The organism is Arthrobacter pityocampae (genome assembly GCF_002927275.1).
Taxonomy (GTDB): Bacteria; Actinomycetota; Actinomycetes; order Actinomycetales; family Micrococcaceae; genus Arthrobacter_D; species Arthrobacter_D pityocampae.
On the sequence record NZ_PRKW01000003.1, the window covers coordinates 282,108 to 297,928 of the forward strand.

The 15,821-nt window shown below is 70.0% G+C and carries 10 protein-coding genes; 1 reads left to right on the top strand and 9 read right to left on the bottom strand.

Translation table 11 applies throughout. From position 1 onward, the window contains the following. Nucleotides 1-65 precede the first annotated feature (65 nt). A complete protein-coding gene (locus tag C4K88_RS07765; RefSeq protein WP_104121064.1) occupies nt 66-1,976 on the top strand; it encodes a right-handed parallel beta-helix repeat-containing protein in 1,911 nt (636 codons plus the stop codon). On the opposite strand, the gene C4K88_RS07770 is transcribed toward C4K88_RS07765, so the two are convergent. The 9 genes from C4K88_RS07770 to C4K88_RS07810 form a co-directional block, all read right to left on the bottom strand. Continuing rightward, nucleotides 1,913-3,178, bottom strand: coding sequence for an O-antigen ligase family protein (locus tag C4K88_RS07770; RefSeq protein WP_104121065.1), 1,266 nt, complete (start codon nt 3,176-3,178; stop codon nt 1,913-1,915). The genes C4K88_RS07765 and C4K88_RS07770 overlap by 64 nt on opposite strands. Beyond that, nucleotides 3,171-4,517: a Wzz/FepE/Etk N-terminal domain-containing protein gene (locus C4K88_RS07775; RefSeq protein ID WP_167398994.1), complete on the bottom strand. Its 1,347-nt coding sequence runs from the start codon at nt 4,515-4,517 to the stop codon at nt 3,171-3,173. The genes C4K88_RS07770 and C4K88_RS07775 overlap by 8 nt, the downstream gene beginning before the upstream one ends. Further along, nucleotides 4,508-5,248 carry a CDP-alcohol phosphatidyltransferase family protein gene (locus C4K88_RS07780; RefSeq protein ID WP_104121067.1) on the bottom strand — a complete coding sequence of 247 codons (741 nt, stop codon included), beginning with the start codon at nt 5,246-5,248 and terminating at the stop codon, nt 4,508-4,510. The genes C4K88_RS07775 and C4K88_RS07780 overlap by 10 nt, the downstream gene beginning before the upstream one ends. 102 nt (nt 5,249-5,350) lie before the next feature. Continuing rightward, on the bottom strand, nt 5,351-6,619 hold the full coding sequence (locus C4K88_RS07785) for an MATE family efflux transporter (RefSeq protein WP_146065650.1): 1,269 nt from the start codon (nt 6,617-6,619) through the stop codon (nt 5,351-5,353). A gap of 285 nt (nt 6,620-6,904) precedes the next feature. After that, nucleotides 6,905-8,083: a DUF1972 domain-containing protein gene (locus C4K88_RS07790; protein ID WP_104121069.1), complete on the bottom strand. Its 1,179-nt coding sequence runs from the start codon at nt 8,081-8,083 to the stop codon at nt 6,905-6,907. 63 nt (nt 8,084-8,146) lie between these two features. Next, nucleotides 8,147-8,593, bottom strand: coding sequence for an FAD synthase family protein (locus C4K88_RS07795; RefSeq protein ID WP_104121070.1), 447 nt, complete (start codon nt 8,591-8,593; stop codon nt 8,147-8,149). A gap of 73 nt (nt 8,594-8,666) precedes the next feature. Continuing rightward, a complete protein-coding gene (locus C4K88_RS07800; protein ID WP_104121071.1) occupies nt 8,667-10,151 on the bottom strand; it encodes a sugar transferase in 1,485 nt (494 codons plus the stop codon). 329 nt (nt 10,152-10,480) lie between these two features. Continuing rightward, nucleotides 10,481-13,174, bottom strand: coding sequence for a helix-turn-helix transcriptional regulator (locus C4K88_RS07805; RefSeq protein ID WP_206604358.1), 2,694 nt, complete (start codon nt 13,172-13,174; stop codon nt 10,481-10,483). 17 nt (nt 13,175-13,191) lie between these two features. Then, entirely contained in the window at nt 13,192-15,789 is a 2,598-nt protein-coding gene (locus C4K88_RS07810; protein WP_104121073.1) for a helix-turn-helix transcriptional regulator, read from the bottom strand. Nucleotides 15,790-15,821 lie beyond the last annotated feature (32 nt).

Consider the following 15,821-nt stretch of genomic DNA (forward strand, 5'->3'; position numbering starts at 1 on the left):
ACTGACGGAGCCCACATCGACCGAATCCGTCTGATGGTCTCGGGTCCGATGTCACGAGGGAAGCCATGATCGAGCAGAACCGGCGAGTCGGCGGCCGCCGGCTCCGGCGCCGCGCTGTACTGCTCGGCACCGTCCTCCTGGTGTCGGCCTTCGTCCTCCCTCCCGCGCAGAACAGGGCCGACCCCGGCGCGAGTGTCGACGGCACGGAGACCGACAGCACCTGGTCCTCGTCGAGCGGGCGGGTGGACTCCCTCATCGCCCAGTCACTCGGGGTCCTGCTCCCGGGGCAGGCTCCGGACGCCGAGGGACGCGTCAGGACGGGCGCGGCTCCGATCGGGTCGACCGCGTATGCCGTACCCGACGATGCGCTCTTCGTATCACGGACCGGCAGCGACACCGCCCGCGGGACCCAGGAGTCGCCGCTGAGGACCATCAAGGCTGCGATCTCCGAGGCCGCGACCGGGCAGACCATCGTCGTCCGGCGCGGTTCGTACCACGAACAGGTGAAGATACCGACGACCAAGCAGATCACGCTCCAGTCCTATCCCGGGGAGGAGGTGTGGCTGGACGGCAGTGTCCCGGTGTCCGGTTTCGAGCCGGACGGGCAGACCTTCGTCGCCGAAGGGTGGACCGTGGAGTTCGACGCGAGCCCGACCTACTCGCGGGGCAGGGCGGACGGCACGACGCCGGGCTGGACGTTCGTCAATGAGGAGCATCCGATGGCCTCCCATCCGGATCAGGTGTGGATCAACGGTCAGGCGCAGCAGCAGGTCGGATCGCTCGACGACGTGGTCCCGGGCTCGTTCTTCGTCGACTACAGCAGCGACCGGTTGGTCCTGGGGTCGGATCCGTCCGGGAAGCAGGTGCGGGCGGGCGCGCTGGCCAAGGCGATCTCGATCCAGTCGGCAGGTTCCGCCGTCAAGGGGATCGGCGTGCGCCGTTTCTCTCCCTCCGTGCCCCATATGGGCGCTGTGACGGTGGAGAGCAACGACATCTCGATCGAGAATGTCGTCGTCGAGCAGACCTCCGTGACCGGGCTCGCGGTCTCGGGCGCCGACGCCCGGCTGAAGGGGGTCACCCTGACCGAGAACGGCATGCTGGGAGCGTCCGCGACCTACGCGGACGGCCTGTCCGTGATCGATCTCAAGGTCACGGACAACAACACCGAACGTTTCAACCATTCCCCGGCGGCCGGAGGATTCAAGATAGGGCGGACCCGGACCGTGCACGTCCAGGACAGCCTCTTCAAGGGGAACGACGGCACCGGACTCTGGCTGGATGAATCGGTGCAGGATCTGACCGTCTCGGGGAACGACGTCATCGGCAACGGCGCCCATGGAATATCCGTCGAGATCTCCGCCGACGCCGTCATCGCGAACAACGTCGTTGCCGAGAACGAGGGCAACGGCTTGAAGATCAACAACACGAGCGAGGTCGAGGTCTGGAACAACTCGTTCATCAGCAACGGGCGCCCGATCAACATCGTGCAGGACTCCCGACGCGGGGCGGACAGCGAGACGCCGGGACACGACCCGCGGCGCTTGCCCCCCGACCCGTCGATGACGTGGATCAACGGTCCGATCACCGTCCGCAACAACGTGGTCGCGGGTACGACGGCGAACTGTCTGCTCTGCGTCGAGGACTACTCGCAGGAGCTGACGGCCGAGGACATGGGAGTGTCGACGGCGGGGAACGTGCTCAATCGCTCCTCCGGCTCCAGCCCCGACTGGCTCGTGATCTGGTCACGCGGCGCCGGGGATCCGGCCGTCTACACGACGCTCGGGAGCTTCAGGAATGCGACCGGGCAGGCGAAGCACGACATGGAGCTGGCCGGTGCCGACGTGGCTGACCCGGTGACCTTCCGCATCAGTGACACGGTGCGGTCGTCCGTGGTTGCCCGGCCGCTGTCCGATCAGATCGCCGCGTTGCTGCGTGTCCCGTCCGAGACCCTCCTGGTGGGACCGGTCCGGGACTGAACCTGCCCCGCCGTGGTCCCCCACGGTGGCTCATGACGTTCAGGCTGCCGATGCCGTGCGGGTACGAAGGTGCTTGCAAGGGCCACGAAGACCAGGAAGGTGACGCTCGCGTCGAGGAGTCCGGTTTCGAGAAAGGTCCTGATCAGGAGAAAGACGAGGACGGCGACAGGCAGCGCATTCCTGCGCCCCCCTCGCAGATTGACGACCAGCACCGTGGTGACGACGACGGCGAGGACGGCCGTCCCGATCAGTCCCGTCTGCGCGAGAGCGGAGACCCAGCTCGAATCCAGGACCTGCTCGTTCCAGTACTGCCCCTGCACACGCACGGTCTTGACCGACAGCCCGGCTCCCACCCACTTCTGCAGGGATTCGACGGGGGTCTGCAGCACGACCTCCCAGGCAATGGTGCGTGAATTGAGCGTGAGGTCGGACGGACTCCCCTCCCTGTTGAGCAGCGACTCGAAGAAGGAGGTACGGATGGCGACCACGAAGATGGCGGGCACGGACACGATCATGACGAAGGCCACCCAGCGCTGGATCGTCGAGGCACCGAGCACAAGGATGACGATCGCGACGGCCAGACCGAGCAGGGCAGTCCGGGACTGCGTCGCTACGCACGCCAGCGTGTAGAAGAGGGCGGCGACGACGGCACCCGGCGTCGCACGCCGCGAGACGACGCGATGGATGGCTGCGAGCGCAGGGAGGGCGCAGAGAACGACCAGCCCGTTGGGGCTGACGGGGATGATCGTCCCCTCCAGTCGGCCGCCGCCCGCGACCGTACCGAGACCGGACACGACAAGGACGCCCCCGACGATCCCTGCGGCGATGGTGAGCTGCAGGAGAACGGCCTCCCGGGGGAAGACCGACACGAGCAGGACGACCGTCACGATCAGGAGGACGATCCGCACGGCGAGGACCGCAGAAGCGGCGAAGCTCCCGGAGTGGATCGCGCCGACCAGGGAGATCGCCAGGACCGCCAGGACGGCCAGCAGGGGCCCACCGGCGACCGGCAAGGCCGTGACGTGTGCCCTCTGCAGGAGCAGAGCCATACCGAGGGCCACTCCCTGGAGTATCCCCTTTGCGAGGACCACGCCGTCCAGGTCACCCTCGAAATAGACGCCCTTCCGCCACGCGGTGACACTGGCGATCAGGATGATCCAGATGACGACGGCGGCCGCTGCGCGCGACCTCGTCTCACTCACGGTCGGGGGCCCGGACCTTTACCCGGCCGCTCCCCGTGGCGCGCCGCCCGGACCGGCGCGGTCCGCGGAGGAGTACCACGCCTACCGGTTCGACGCCTACGGCCTGGAGTTCCCGCAGGGCGTCCTCCAGTGTCCTGACCGGGGTGCCGTAGGTCACGAGCACCAGCACCGCCTCGCAGACCGGGGCGACCGTCGACGTCGCCAGTGGATGGGACGTGGACGAGGTCGTGACGACGGTGACGTCGAAGTCGTCGCTCAGCTCCTTGAGCAGGCTCGCGCTCTGGCGGCTCGCCCGGGAGCGGGTGATCCTGTCGACCGATGAGCCGATCGGGATCCGGCACAGTGCACCATCCTCGATGACGGAGACCACGTCGTGCAGCGCTGCCTCACCGAGCAGCACCTCGGAGAATCCGGGTTCCGGGTCCTCGCTGCTGGAGCCTGTCCGTCCGGGAGGGGTGGCCCGCGTCGAATCGATGCTGCAGGTGCGTGCACCGGAATCGCCGATGAAGCTCGCGAACTCGTGACCGACGGTGTCGTGGCCATCGTCGTGTTGCCCGACGACGGTCAGCAGGAGGAGTCTGGGCAGCTGACCGCTGCGCCGGAGAAGAAGCGCGGTGAGCAGTCCGCGGTACTGGAGTTCGGTCTCCGCGGATACCGCCGCGCCCGCACGTGCTCCCCCGGTGTCGACGGAGCCGATCAGTCGTGTGTCAAACGAGCGGGGCATGTCCGCGCTGCCCTGGACCCTCCGAGGAGCGCCTCCCAGCACGAGGGCCCCGACGAGCCCCGCGGCGAGCCCGACCAGCAGCCCGATCGCCAGGTTGAGGACGCTGTTGGGCGCCGCCACCGACTCGGGGGCGACAGCGGGCTCCGTGACGAAGGCTTCCACCGCTGCATTGCGCACGGTATCGCCTCCCTCGAGCTGTCGGATGACGTCCCGCAGGTTCGCAGCGACGAGGTTCGCCAGTGTGGCTGCCTCCTCAGCGGTCCCGGCGGATGCAGTGACCTCCACATAGACCGTCTCCGCGGGGTTGGTCGCGCTCACGCGCTCCCTCAGCTCGGCCAGGGTCTCGGACGATTTCAGCTCCTGCAGCACGGGCGTGAGTACCTGGGGGCTGTCGACCAGATCCGGGTACGACTTCACGCGCTGCAGGACGAACTGCGAGTTCTCGAAACTGGAACTGGATTCCGAGTCCGCCCTGATGAAGAGGGCGGCCCGGGCGTCGAAGCGCGGAGTGGCGAGGCCGGTCACGACGACGGCGGCCATCACCCCGCAGATGGTCGCGGCGAGGATCAGCAGCCATCGACGCCGGAAGATGCGCCCGTACTCGATCAGCTCCACGACCTCACCTCCCGGTACCACTTCGGCAGAGCCAGTACCAGGAATGCGGCACTGGCGAGCATGACGAGGCTGTAGGCCACGACGAACGCGGGAGGGACCACGAGGAGCACGAGCAGGATGCACAACAGGCCGAAGTCCGTCGGTAACACGGCGAGCGAGTAGGCGAACGACGAGGAGCGCTCCGGCGCGGGCGGGTTCTCGCCTGATCGGCGGGCCCTGCGCAGGTGGTCGATCAGGAGAGAGGAGAAGAAGTGGACGGTGTCCACCACCTGGAAGGCGAGTGGAACGATCAGCCAGACGCTGTCGAGGTCGAGGTAGCGCCACCAGCACACCAGGATGCACAGGTGGACACTCCCCTGCTTGAAGGCGTCCACGGTGTGGTCCAGCCATTCCCCCGCCGCGGATCCTTTCCCGGTCAACCGCGCGAGCTGGCCGTCCGCCGAATCGAGGGCGTACCCCAACACCAGCAGGCCGGCGACGAGGAAGGCGAACCCGGTCGTCGGGTCCGTCAGGACCAGAAGCGCCAGCCCGGAGAAAGTGGCCACAGCGCTGGTGACCGTGACCTGGTTCGGAGTGAGGCCACGCGTAAAGGCCGCCGCCGCGAGGATCCTGCCCAGCCTCCTGTTGATGTACCGGGAATAGGCAGGGGCTCCCTTCGATGTCTTCTGCGCACTGGCGAGAGAATCCAGTGCCTGACGGAATGGTGATTGCGCCCCAAGTCGCACTGTCATGACTGTCCTTCGTACTGGGTGGACCTGATAAAGGTGTTCGGGTGATTGGGTCGCCAAGGTGCGTACGGACTCCGCTGATGCGCCTCCCTGGTTCCCTCGGGCTCAGACATGCGACGTCGACCGCCTGCTCTGCGAAGTACCCGAGGAAGGGGCGGGGGACGAGGCGCGCGGGGGCCGGGTCAGGACGACGAGGCGAAGAACGAGGGCGCCGATCAGGGAGCCGCATGCCGCACACATCGGGGCGAGGACGAACGAATCCGTCAGGGCGACGACCCCGGCGGCCAGAGCCAGCGACAGCAGGCTCTCGGTGAGGCGGACGCCGAACACGGTCGAGGCCCTCCCCCGGACGGCGGCAAGCGAGCCGTAGGGGATGCTTGCACCGATGCCCAGCGTCAGGCACAGCCAGCCGGCCACGGCCGTGGGGTCCGGCATCAGCCCGGTGACCATCGGACCCACCACCGGAAGCAGGAGAAGAGCCGCAACCGAACCGAGGAGGGTGAAGGCGGCGAGGGCCACCACGGCCCGGTCCGCGCGGCGGACGAGTTCCTGCAGCGGTTTCGACGGATCCCGGGCATAGGAGGAGAAGAGGAACGACGAGAACCCTCCGACGAGGAGGAGTGCCGGCGCGGCATACACCCGCGCAACCTCCAGTTCGCCCGCAGCAGCCAGACCGACGAACAGGATGACGATGAAGCGGACCCCCGCCAGCACAGCGGGCCTCAGGCCTTGCTGCGCTGCCCGCCACACCCCGAATCCAGCCACCTGGCGGAGGGCGGAACCTCGCATCGTGACGACGTACCGCGCCGACCGCGGAAGCAGGAAGACTCCGGCGAGTGCTCCGGTCACCTGTCCGACGAGGATGGCGAGGACGTAGTCGGCGAGGTGCAAGCCGTCACCGGCGGCGGCCAGGAGAGCGAGGCCCGTGCCGAGGATCATCGCCAGATCGACGAGGACGACCCGCCCGAATCTCAGGTCGATCATCAGCAGGCGCCGCACGATCTCCTCGCTCACGAAGGCGAATCCGGCCGAGCCGAGAATCAGCGCCTGTGCAATCCCGGACGCACCGATGAGGTGACTGCTCACTGTCATGAGTACGGACACGGAACCGGCCAGGATCAGGAACCAGGCCTGCAGCGCTCCCCGTATGGGTCGAGCGCCACGGTCCAGGACCGTCAGGCTGTCCCCGACGAAGCCGCTGACCAGGCCGGACGCCAGGACGAAGAACCCGTACAGGAGGCTGAGCCGACCGAGCCCGGCCAGATCCAGGGTCCGGCTGGCGAGGAGGATCAGTAGCAGGCTTCCTGCGGCCTGGGTACAGGGGGCGATGCCCGCCAGGCCCGCCGGCAGCATCTGCCCGATGCGGCGTCTCATGGGCAGGGTGCACGGGATGGCGTGAGTGCACGCCCGGCGCCGAGGGCGGGGCGGGGCGTGCGTCGGATCCCGCCCCAGCGGTGACTGCTGGTCCGGCGGCGGGCGACGAATCGGTTGTCCATGAGAGACCCATCGTTCGATGCGTCCCGGCGGGACGAAATCTGTGGAAAGCGTAGAACCCGGCAGACGGCGGAACACGAGTACCAACTACCTGAACTCCCCCGGGGAAGCGAGCAGCATCACTTGGACGCGCTGGACGCGGGTCGAGGTGCCGGCCGCGCGACCCTAGGGGAGCTTGGTCGTGAGCGGGAAGGCCCCGGAGCGGCGGCCACCGGCCCTGCGGCGGCCCAGGAGTCCGAGGCACAGCTGCTCGTACCCCTCCGCGACGCGATCCCAGTCGTATGCCAGGGCGTCCGCCTGGGATTTCTTGCCACGAAGTACCGTGTCCGACCTCGACGTCTCCGCGGCGTGAACGAGTGCGGGAATGTCCGAAGCGTCCGCGAAGTACCGTCCGTCGGCACCCAGGACCTCGCGGTTGAAGTTCACGTCGAAGGCGTTGATTGCAGCGCCGGCGCCCATGGCGCGCAGGAGTGACGGGTTGGTGCCGCCCACGGAATGGCCGTGCCAGTAGATCCGGGCGTTGGCGTACAGCTGGTCGAGGAGCTCCTGGTCCCAGACGCCTCCGACGAAGCGCACCCGCGCGTCGCCGAGTGAGGTGACGAGCCGGGTGTAGTCGTCGGCGTAGGGGGCGGACCCGACGACGACCAGCGGCAGCTCCGCCCTGCTGCGCACATATCCTTCGACGATGACGTGGACGTGGTTCTCCGGTTCGAAGCGTGCCACGACGAGGTGGTACTCGCCGGGGACGAGGTTCAGCTCTGCGAGGCGGTCCGTCGCTCCGCTTTCGAGGATCGGGGCACCGTACGCCAGGTAGGTGCTGTCGACGTCGAATTCCTGACGGTAGTAATCCTGGATGCCGGCGGCGTCCGCAATGAGGGCGTCGGACCAGCGAACAGCAAGTGATTCGGCGATGCGGTAGTACCTCTTGCCCAGCGGCCCCCACTTGGCACGCTTCCATTCGAGCCCGTCCATGTGGGTCGCAACCGGGATGCCGGCCGCACGGAGGACGGGCAGCCACGGCGCATTCGCGGCGTTGAACACGATGGCGACATCCGCGCGCCTGAAGAACAGGTGCCAGGCGGAGAGCCCCGTGTGGCTGAGCGTCTCGAGTGAACGCTTCTTGAGTGCGGGCAGATGGACGAGCTTCATACCCTTGTACTCGGTCACGGCGTGATCCGTGTCCTCGGTCGTCCTGCAGTACACCACGACGTCGTGGCCGCGTTCGGCGAGGCGCTGCCCGACCTCCTCGACGCAGGTTTCGAAGCCGCCGTAGCGGGCAGGGACCCCGCGAGTGCCGACGAGCGCGATACGGATGCGTGCGGGGCGAGAGGACAGCCTGTACATCGATGGACTCCCGGTCGGTATGTGCAGGCAACTCCCCCGGAGTCGGATGCACGGGTGGGTGGATCAGAGTGCCGTCTCACGGGCCGCGGGAGCATCGAGGAGCTCCAGGGTCCGCCGCAGGAAGGTACTGGAGGTGTGGACGGTGTACGGGAAGTAGACGACGTCGACGCCTACCCGCGCGAAGGCTTCCTCGAGCAGAAGGCCCTGGGGGGTGCCCTTCCAGTCGTCGCCCTTGAAGAAGACGTTGAAGCCCAGCTGTGTCCACATGTCGAGTTTGGTGGGTGCGGTCTCCGCGACGGCACGATCGACGAACCGCACGCTCTGGACGATCTCGATGCGTTCGATCAGGGGGATGACCGGGCGCCGTCCCTTGTTCCTCTCCAGCAGTTCATCGGAGACGACGCCTGCGATGAGGAAGTCACAGTGGTTCCTCGCGTGCCGCAACAGATTGAGGTGTCCCACGTGGAAGAGATCGAAGGCGCCTGCTGCGTAGCCGATCCGGATGGTCATCGCTGCTCCCGCCAGGGGCCGACCCGGCGAACGGGTCCGGTGGAGCACCGGGATCTGGATTTCTGCGCTCTCATCAGTACGCTCCGACCGGTCTGAGGACGACCTTGAAGGTTCGCCAGAGGATGATCAGGTCACCCATGACCGACCAGTTCTCCACGTACCAGAGATCGAGACGGACACTTTCGTCCCAGTCGAGGTCCGACCGGCCGCTGACCTGCCAGAGGCCCGTGAGCCCCGGCTTGATCAGGAGGCGGCGGTGCGTGTGCTCCTCATAGGCGGACACCTCGCTGACGAGCGGCGGCCTGGGCCCTACGAGGGACATGTCACCGCGCAGGACGTTCCACAGCTGGGGGAGCTCGTCGAGGGAGTACTTCCGGATGATCCGCCCGGTCCGCGTGACCCGCGGGTCGTCCCGGATCTTGAACAGGACGCCGTGGCCCTCGTCGTGCTCCTTGAGGAGTTCGAGCTCGTCCTCGGCCGTCGTGACCATGGAGCGGAACTTGAACATCCGGAAGACGGCCGAGTCCTTACCGGCCCGCTCCTGGACGAAGAACGCGGGCCCGGGAGTATCGTGGCGGATCGCGAGCGTCAGCAGCAGGAACAACGGCGCCAGGACGCCCAGGGCAAGCACTGAGACGACGATGTCCATCACCCGCTTCAGGACGTGACGTCCGCCCGTGAAGTGCGGCAGCTCGACATGCATGAGGGGGAGTCCCTCGACCGGCCGCATCGTGATGCGTGGACCGGCGACGTTGGTGAGCGCCGATGCGAGCACCAGTTCGGTCGAGGACTCCTCGAGGCGCCACCCGAGCTCCCGGATGTAGGAACTGCCCTTCTGCAGGGGTCCCGCGACGATGACGGCGTCCGCCCCCGTCTGTGCCACGAAGTCCTTGATCTTCCGGAGTCCGCTGACGACGGGAACGAGACGGTCCCCGGCGTGCAGGGCGGCGGGACTGGCCTTGCCCTCGTACACAGCTCCGACGACCGTGTACGCAGGACCGGACTTCCTCGCCAGCTGGGAGGCGACATAGCGGACATCCGCCGGCCGGCCCACGACGACGACCTTCGAGAGGTAGTGTCCGAGCAGGCTCTGGTGGAGCAGCCACCGCCGCCACATCCACCGGCCCGACAGCAGGAGGAGGGTGCCGGCCGGCAGCGCGAGGACGAGCATCCCCCGGAAGTGCTCGAGGTCCAGGACGACGGCGAGGACGGCCGTCGCCGCGAAGGTTCCGACACTCGCCCGGACGACCTTCTTGTATTCGCCCGCCCCGGTACCGACCACCCGGGCATCCCGGCTGCGAGCCAGGGACATGGCGGTCATCCATCCGGCCGCCACGGCGCCGCCGAGGGCCAGATGGCCGGCCCCTGACGACGCGCCCGCAGTCGATGCCGCCATGTTCAGGGCCAGGACGAGCAGGATCAGGACCGAATCCGTGGCGACGAGGGACAGCTGGTAGCGTCTCCGCCAGGTTGTCCCGGAAAGCAGAATGGGCTGGTTGAAGGCCGCGATACCCGGCACCCTGCTGGAACTGCCGAAGGCGCTCTGCACCTGTGTCATTGCATTCCCCGATTCCCGCGCCCGACGGGAATGACTTCCTCGGGCGGAACGGGGGCGACGCCGGCCGGATCGGTCCGGGGTGTCGTGAATGAACGAAAATGGTCCGGGAACATCGAATTCGAGCGGAAATCCATCGGGGAGGCACAGCAATTATCGCAATGTGGACGACCCATGGAGGGACCCGATTCTCGTGAATTCCGCAAACTTGTCTTCAAGCCATTGTGGAAATCGTAGGGATCCGGTCCCGTCACTACACGAGTGGTGTGTACGCGTTCACCCGTGACGCCTACGTGCGAGCCCTTTACGCCACTCGCGCGGCTGGACCGCGGTTACCCGGGAATGTGCGACGGGCGCGGATCGGGTTGTTGCAGGACCTCGCGCCGGCTGATGCCAAGCTTCGCGAAGATACGGTAGAGGTGTCCCTCGACGGTGCGCGTGGACACCCCCCGGATCTCCGCGATCTCACGATTGGTGTGCCCCGCCGCGACCAGCTTCACGATCACCTGCTCCCCGCGCGTCAGCAAGGCCTCGTGGGCGGGCGCCACCGCACTGCCGCCCGGTACCGCGCGAAGCTCGGTGCGCAGGGCCCCCAGTTGCCGGTCGATGCCGCGGGCCACCGCGCCGGACGGACCGACCAGGGATGCCTCCTCCAGGCACCGGACGGCGAGGGGCAGGTACCCCTGCTGCCGGGACGCCTCGCTCTCGGCGACGAGCGCGTCGCGGTCGCCGTCCGCGGCCGCCGTGGCGAAGCGGTGCAGGCTGCTGCCCGGATCGCCGTCGAACGCCCGCGTCACCTCGGCGAGGGGGCGCAGCGCCGTCCTGTCCCCCAGCCCCGCTGCGTGGTCGAGGGCGGTGGCAGCCACGAGGAGCGAGCCCCGGCCCTCGGCCCGTGCGGCGATGGACCGGAGGCGGGCCACGGCGCCCTCCTCGCCCAGGTGTCCGAGCGCGGCCGCGACGTGGGCGTCGCCCATGCGGCGGGCGACGGCGTCGGACCCGCCCGTCAGCGGCCCGTGGGCCTCGATCAGGGCCTGGGCGCCCGGCACGTCACCGGCCCGCGCGCAGGCGTAGGCCGCTGCGCCGGAGACCCACTCGAGCAGATGCAGCCCGTCGAGGTCGCGGAAGGCCTCGACGGCCAGGAGGAGGTGCTCGCGTGCCTCGCCGAAGCGGCCGGCGTGCAGGCTCCTGCTGCCGTCGATGAGGTCGAGCCAGCCGCTGAGGAGGAAGGCGCCGTCGTCCTCCGGCGGGTAGCACCGGTGGAAGCTGTCGCGGGCGCGGTCCCAGGCGCCTCCACCGATGAGGGACAGGATGAGCTCGCCGGACACGGCGTCGCGGTAGGTCAGGAGGTGCTCGGGATCCTCCTCGAGGACCGGCCGGGATTCGTCGAGGACGCGGGACGCCGCCATGGGCCGCCCGGACCGGGTCAGGGCGTGCGCGAGGAGGGTGTGGTGGACCAGCCGCACCTCCTCCGGCAGATCCGGAGAAACCGGAGCGGTCTCCAGGCCGTGGGCCGCGCGCAGGGTCCCTCCCAGGATCTCGACGGCGGTGCGGAGCAGGCGGACCGCGGCGTCGGCGGCCTCCCGTTCCTGCGGGCCGCCGCCGCGGCGGTCCGCCTCCGCCTCCAGCAGCTCGACCCACCGGTCGACGTCGGCGTGCAGCGCGCGCCCGCCGTCCCCGAGGTGCCGGTCCAGGTGCAGGGAGAGGGCGGCCCCGTCCCTGGCGAGGGCGGGGTCCTCCGCCGTCCGGAGCGCCTCGTCGAGGAGCACCCGGGCGAGCTGCCGGTTGCCGCCGGTCCCCTGCACCCAGGCCGTCTCGAGGAGGGAGGCCGGCGTGGGCGCCGGATCCCGGACGGCCCTGAGCGCCTCCTGCGCCAGCCCCGGATTGTGCAGGCGGTTCGCCACCCGCGCAGACCGCAGCAGGACGGCGTCCGCGACCGGCGAGGACGTCCGGAGCACCGAGGCCGTCCAGTCGGCGAGCCGGTCAGGGTTCCGGGGCGGGTGGGGCAGGGCATCGCCGACGGTTCCGGGTCCGGTCTCGGAGCCGTCGATCCCGATCCGGCCGTTCCCGGCGCGGTCCAGGGCGCGGGCGGCGGTGACGCTGCCCCGCAGGGCCTCGGCGTGCAGGGGGTGCCGGAGGGAGACGGACTGCCCGTTCAGGGGGTCCACCTCGATGAGCCGGTCCTGGGCCAATCGCGCCAGGACGCCGCGCTCCACGACGGCTTCGAGGGAGGCCAGCGGGATCCGCCCGTGGACGGCCACGGTTTCCAGGGCGGCCAGCTCGGCGTCGCTGCGCTCCCTGAGCCCGTGCAGCAGGAGATCGGTCAGGGGTGCTCCGAGGGCAGGTCGGGGCCCCCGCAGCCGCCAGACACCGTTCGAGGCTACGAGCCGGCCCTCAGCCCTGAACTGCTCGAGGAGCATGGTCAGCAGGAGCGGGTTCCCCCGGGTGGTGGTGGCCAGCAGGCGCGCGGTCCCGGTGAGGAGCGGGCCGCCGAGCACGTGGCCGCACAGTTCCCGGACGTCGGGCAGGGTGAGCGGCTCGACGACGTGATGGGCCAGCAGTCCGTCCTTCCCGGCGCGGGCGAATTCCTCCACCGGGCCCGGCAGCGGGCATGCGGTGGCCAGGACCTTCACCTTGCGGGCCGTGGCCAGCTGCATGATCAGCAGCGCGGACTCGTTGTCGAGGGCGTGGGCGTCGTCGACGAGGACGAGGGGCGGGGCCTGCGCCTTGAGATCAGAAGTGATCCCCCGCAGGAACTGGCGCAGGACGGCGGAGGGGGACTCCGCGTCGGCGGGCGTGAGCCCCACCAGGTAGCGGGACAGGGCCCCGTAGGGGACCGTGCGGAGCCCTGCGGCGCCCCGCACGGGGAGGACCCGCAGGGTGTCCTGCAGGTGACGGGAGATTCCGTGAGCCAGGGCGGTCTTGCCGATCCCGGCCTCTCCCACGAGCACGGCGCCCATCGCGTCGGGCGCCGCGAGCGCCTCGGCGACCGTCCGGGCGAGCGCCGCCCTCCTGCCCACCATCTGCATTCCGTCTCCCCCGGTCATCATCGCGTCCCGAACACCGAGCGCAGCTGCTTGCGGTTGTGCACGCCCAGTTTGGACATCGCGCGGTGCACGTAACCCTCCGCGGTGCGCACGGACACGTGCTCTGCGGCGGCGATGTCCTTGTTCGAGAGGCCGCGGGCCACCATCCTCGCCACCGCGCGCTCACGCTCCGTGAGCGCCTGGCGGGTCAGGGACCGGCGCCGCTCCACGGAGGTCTGCCGGAGGATCTGCTCGGCGCGGACGAAGAGCAGGGGGTCGTCCTCGGGTGCGCGTAACTGGACGGCGAGCAGGGAGGAGGATCCGGCGAGGTCGTGGTGGCCGGCGGCGAGCGCGGCCTCGGCCGCCTCCAGCAGCAGGGCGGCGTCCTGGGAGAGGACCCCCCTGCTGAAGAGGCGGGCCAGGTGCGCGAGCGGGCCGGTGAGCTCACCGGAACGGACCAGCAGGCGGTGGGCGACCGACGCCTCCCCGAGCCGCACGGTCTGCAGGAGGAAGAGGAGTTCGAGTCCCTTGCTGCCGAGGGCGCGTTCGAGGTTCGCGAACCGCAGCATCGCCTGCGCCGCGTCCTCCTGGTCCTCCAGCAGGGCTGCGGTGAGCACCCTGAAGTAATCGACCAGACGCACGGCGGGCCAGCCGATGTACCCGTGCTGGAGCCCGTCGAGGCAGCCCCGGGCGGCGTCGTCCTGGCCGTCCAGCGCGTAGGCGTACGCCGCGGCGGCTTTCGCCGCGGGCAGCATCCCCGAGCGGTCCTCGAGTCCCAGTTCGGCCAGCGCGGGCAGGAGCAGCCGGAGCGCCTCCCGGCTGCGACCCGCCCCGGCCAGCAGGATCCCCGCGAGGCTCTCCGCCCACACCTCGTCCTGGACGTCGGGGCGGGAGGACGAGACGCTGCGGAGGCGCTGGACCACCTCGTCGATGCGGCCCGCGAGGGCGAGGGCCAGCAGGGCGCTCTGGTGCGCCTCCTGCCCGTCGCAGGGACGGGCGGCCGCGGGCCGGATCTGGGCCAGGGCCTCCGCCAGTACGTCCACCCGCTCGTGCTGCCCCGTCGCGGCAAGGGCCATCATGAGCATGCCCTTCCCTCGGACCGCGGTCGACGACGCGTCGAGGAGGGAGTCGGTCAGGGCGGCGGCGTCACGGAGGACCTCCCGGTACCGGCCCGTGATCAGGCTCAGCTCGAGGCGCAGGAGGGCAAGGTCTTCTGCCAGCTGCTCGCGGTCAGCCCCCTCCACGGCGGAGCAGTCGGCCTCGCACCGGCGCAGCACGTCCAGCAGGGCGTCGTCCACGGGGGCGGAGCGCAGCCGTGTGCGCGCATCCGCCAGGCGGAGCGCCGCCCGGTCCGCCGGAGCCAGCGCGGGATCCTGCAGGAGGGTGTCGATGGCGGTGCGGAGCGCGCGGACGTCCGCGCCGTCGCGGGGCAGGCGCGCGTATTCGACGACGCCGGCCGGGTGCTGCTGCCAGTCGCCGAGCGCGTCGAGGAAGCGGCGCGCGGCGTCGGGGCGCGCGAGCAGGTTCGCGTGCCTCGCTGCGACCCCGAGGCGGTGATCCGCGACGACGCCGCCCGCGTCCAGGAGCCAGGACGTGAGGACGACGCCGACGGCGGGGGGCAGATCCGTGCGCCCGTCGATCTTGTCGAGGGCGGTGAGGATCGCGGGTTCCGGGGAGCGTGCCAGGGTGGCCCTGAAGGACGTGGCGGCGAACGGCGCGGCGATGACCGCGGTGGGATCCTCGCCCGCGTGCACGCTGATCAGCCCGCGCTGCCGGAGCGCGTCCACCTCCTCCCGCGGGATGTGGTCCAGGAGGATCCGCAGGGGTGTCTCGCCGAGCACGGACAGGAGGGCGAGGGCCGTCCGTGCGGCGCCGGTGGCGTCGTCGAACACGCTCGTCCCGAGGCCGGCGCTCCCCGGATGCTCCCTGCACCGAACCCAGATCCCGTCCCTGAGCCGCACCTGCCCGGATTCGAGCGCCACGGACAGCAGGACGCGGAGGGTGCCGGCGTTGCCGTCGCTCGCCCGCCACAGCCCGACCGCGAGGGCGCGGGACACCTCCCCGCCGAGGACCTCCCGCAGCAGGTCCCGGGTCTGCTCGAAGGTCAGCGGTTCGATGTCCACCCGTCCCAGGACCCGGCTCTGCCAGAGTTCGACGAAGGGCTCGGGGGTGCGGGTGATCTGCTCGGTGATGACCACGAGCCGCACGGAGTCCGTGGACGCGAGGTGCGCCAGGGCGGTGGCGGACGCCGGGTCCAGATCTGCCACGTTGTCGACGACGACGACGGGCCGGCCGCCGGGCAGTCCGGCGAACAGCGCCTGCAGCGCGGTGAGCAGCAGGAGGGGGGTCCGGGTCACGGCCTCGTCGAGGTCGACGAGGAGCACCGTGAGCGCACTGTAGTCGGTCGGGGCGCCGAGGCTGGAGCCGCGGATGTAGAGGATCTCCTGCTCCGCCGGCAGGGCGTTCACCGCGTGCCGGGCCACCGCCGTCTTGCCCTGTCCGGAGGCACCCACGAGCAGCACGCCCGAGCTCCCGCCGAGGAGGGCGGCCCGCACCTGGTCCGTCTCGGCGCTGCGGCCCACGAGAGGCCAGGTGCCCTGCGTCACGCGCTCATGCATGGGACACACCGGCCTCCTCGGAGGCGTCGGGC

Excerpts from the sequence above, each read along its gene's own strand:
- C4K88_RS07765 (WP_104121064.1), top strand. The coding sequence starts at position 66 with ATGATCGAGCAGAACCGGCGAGTCGGCGGCCGCCGGCTCCGGCGCCGC.
- C4K88_RS07780 (WP_104121067.1), bottom strand. The coding sequence starts at position 5,248 with ATGACAGTGCGACTTGGGGCGCAATCACCATTCCGTCAGGCACTGGAT.
- C4K88_RS07785 (WP_146065650.1), bottom strand. The coding sequence starts at position 6,619 with ATGAGACGCCGCATCGGGCAGATGCTGCCGGCGGGCCTGGCGGGCATC.
- C4K88_RS07790 (WP_104121069.1), bottom strand. The coding sequence starts at position 8,083 with ATGTACAGGCTGTCCTCTCGCCCCGCACGCATCCGTATCGCGCTCGTC.
- C4K88_RS07795 (WP_104121070.1), bottom strand. The coding sequence starts at position 8,593 with ATGACCATCCGGATCGGCTACGCAGCAGGCGCCTTCGATCTCTTCCAC.
- C4K88_RS07800 (WP_104121071.1), bottom strand. The coding sequence starts at position 10,151 with ATGACACAGGTGCAGAGCGCCTTCGGCAGTTCCAGCAGGGTGCCGGGT.
- C4K88_RS07805 (WP_206604358.1), bottom strand. The coding sequence starts at position 13,174 with ATGCAGATGGTGGGCAGGAGGGCGGCGCTCGCCCGGACGGTCGCCGAG.
- C4K88_RS07810 (WP_104121073.1), bottom strand. The coding sequence starts at position 15,789 with ATGCATGAGCGCGTGACGCAGGGCACCTGGCCTCTCGTGGGCCGCAGC.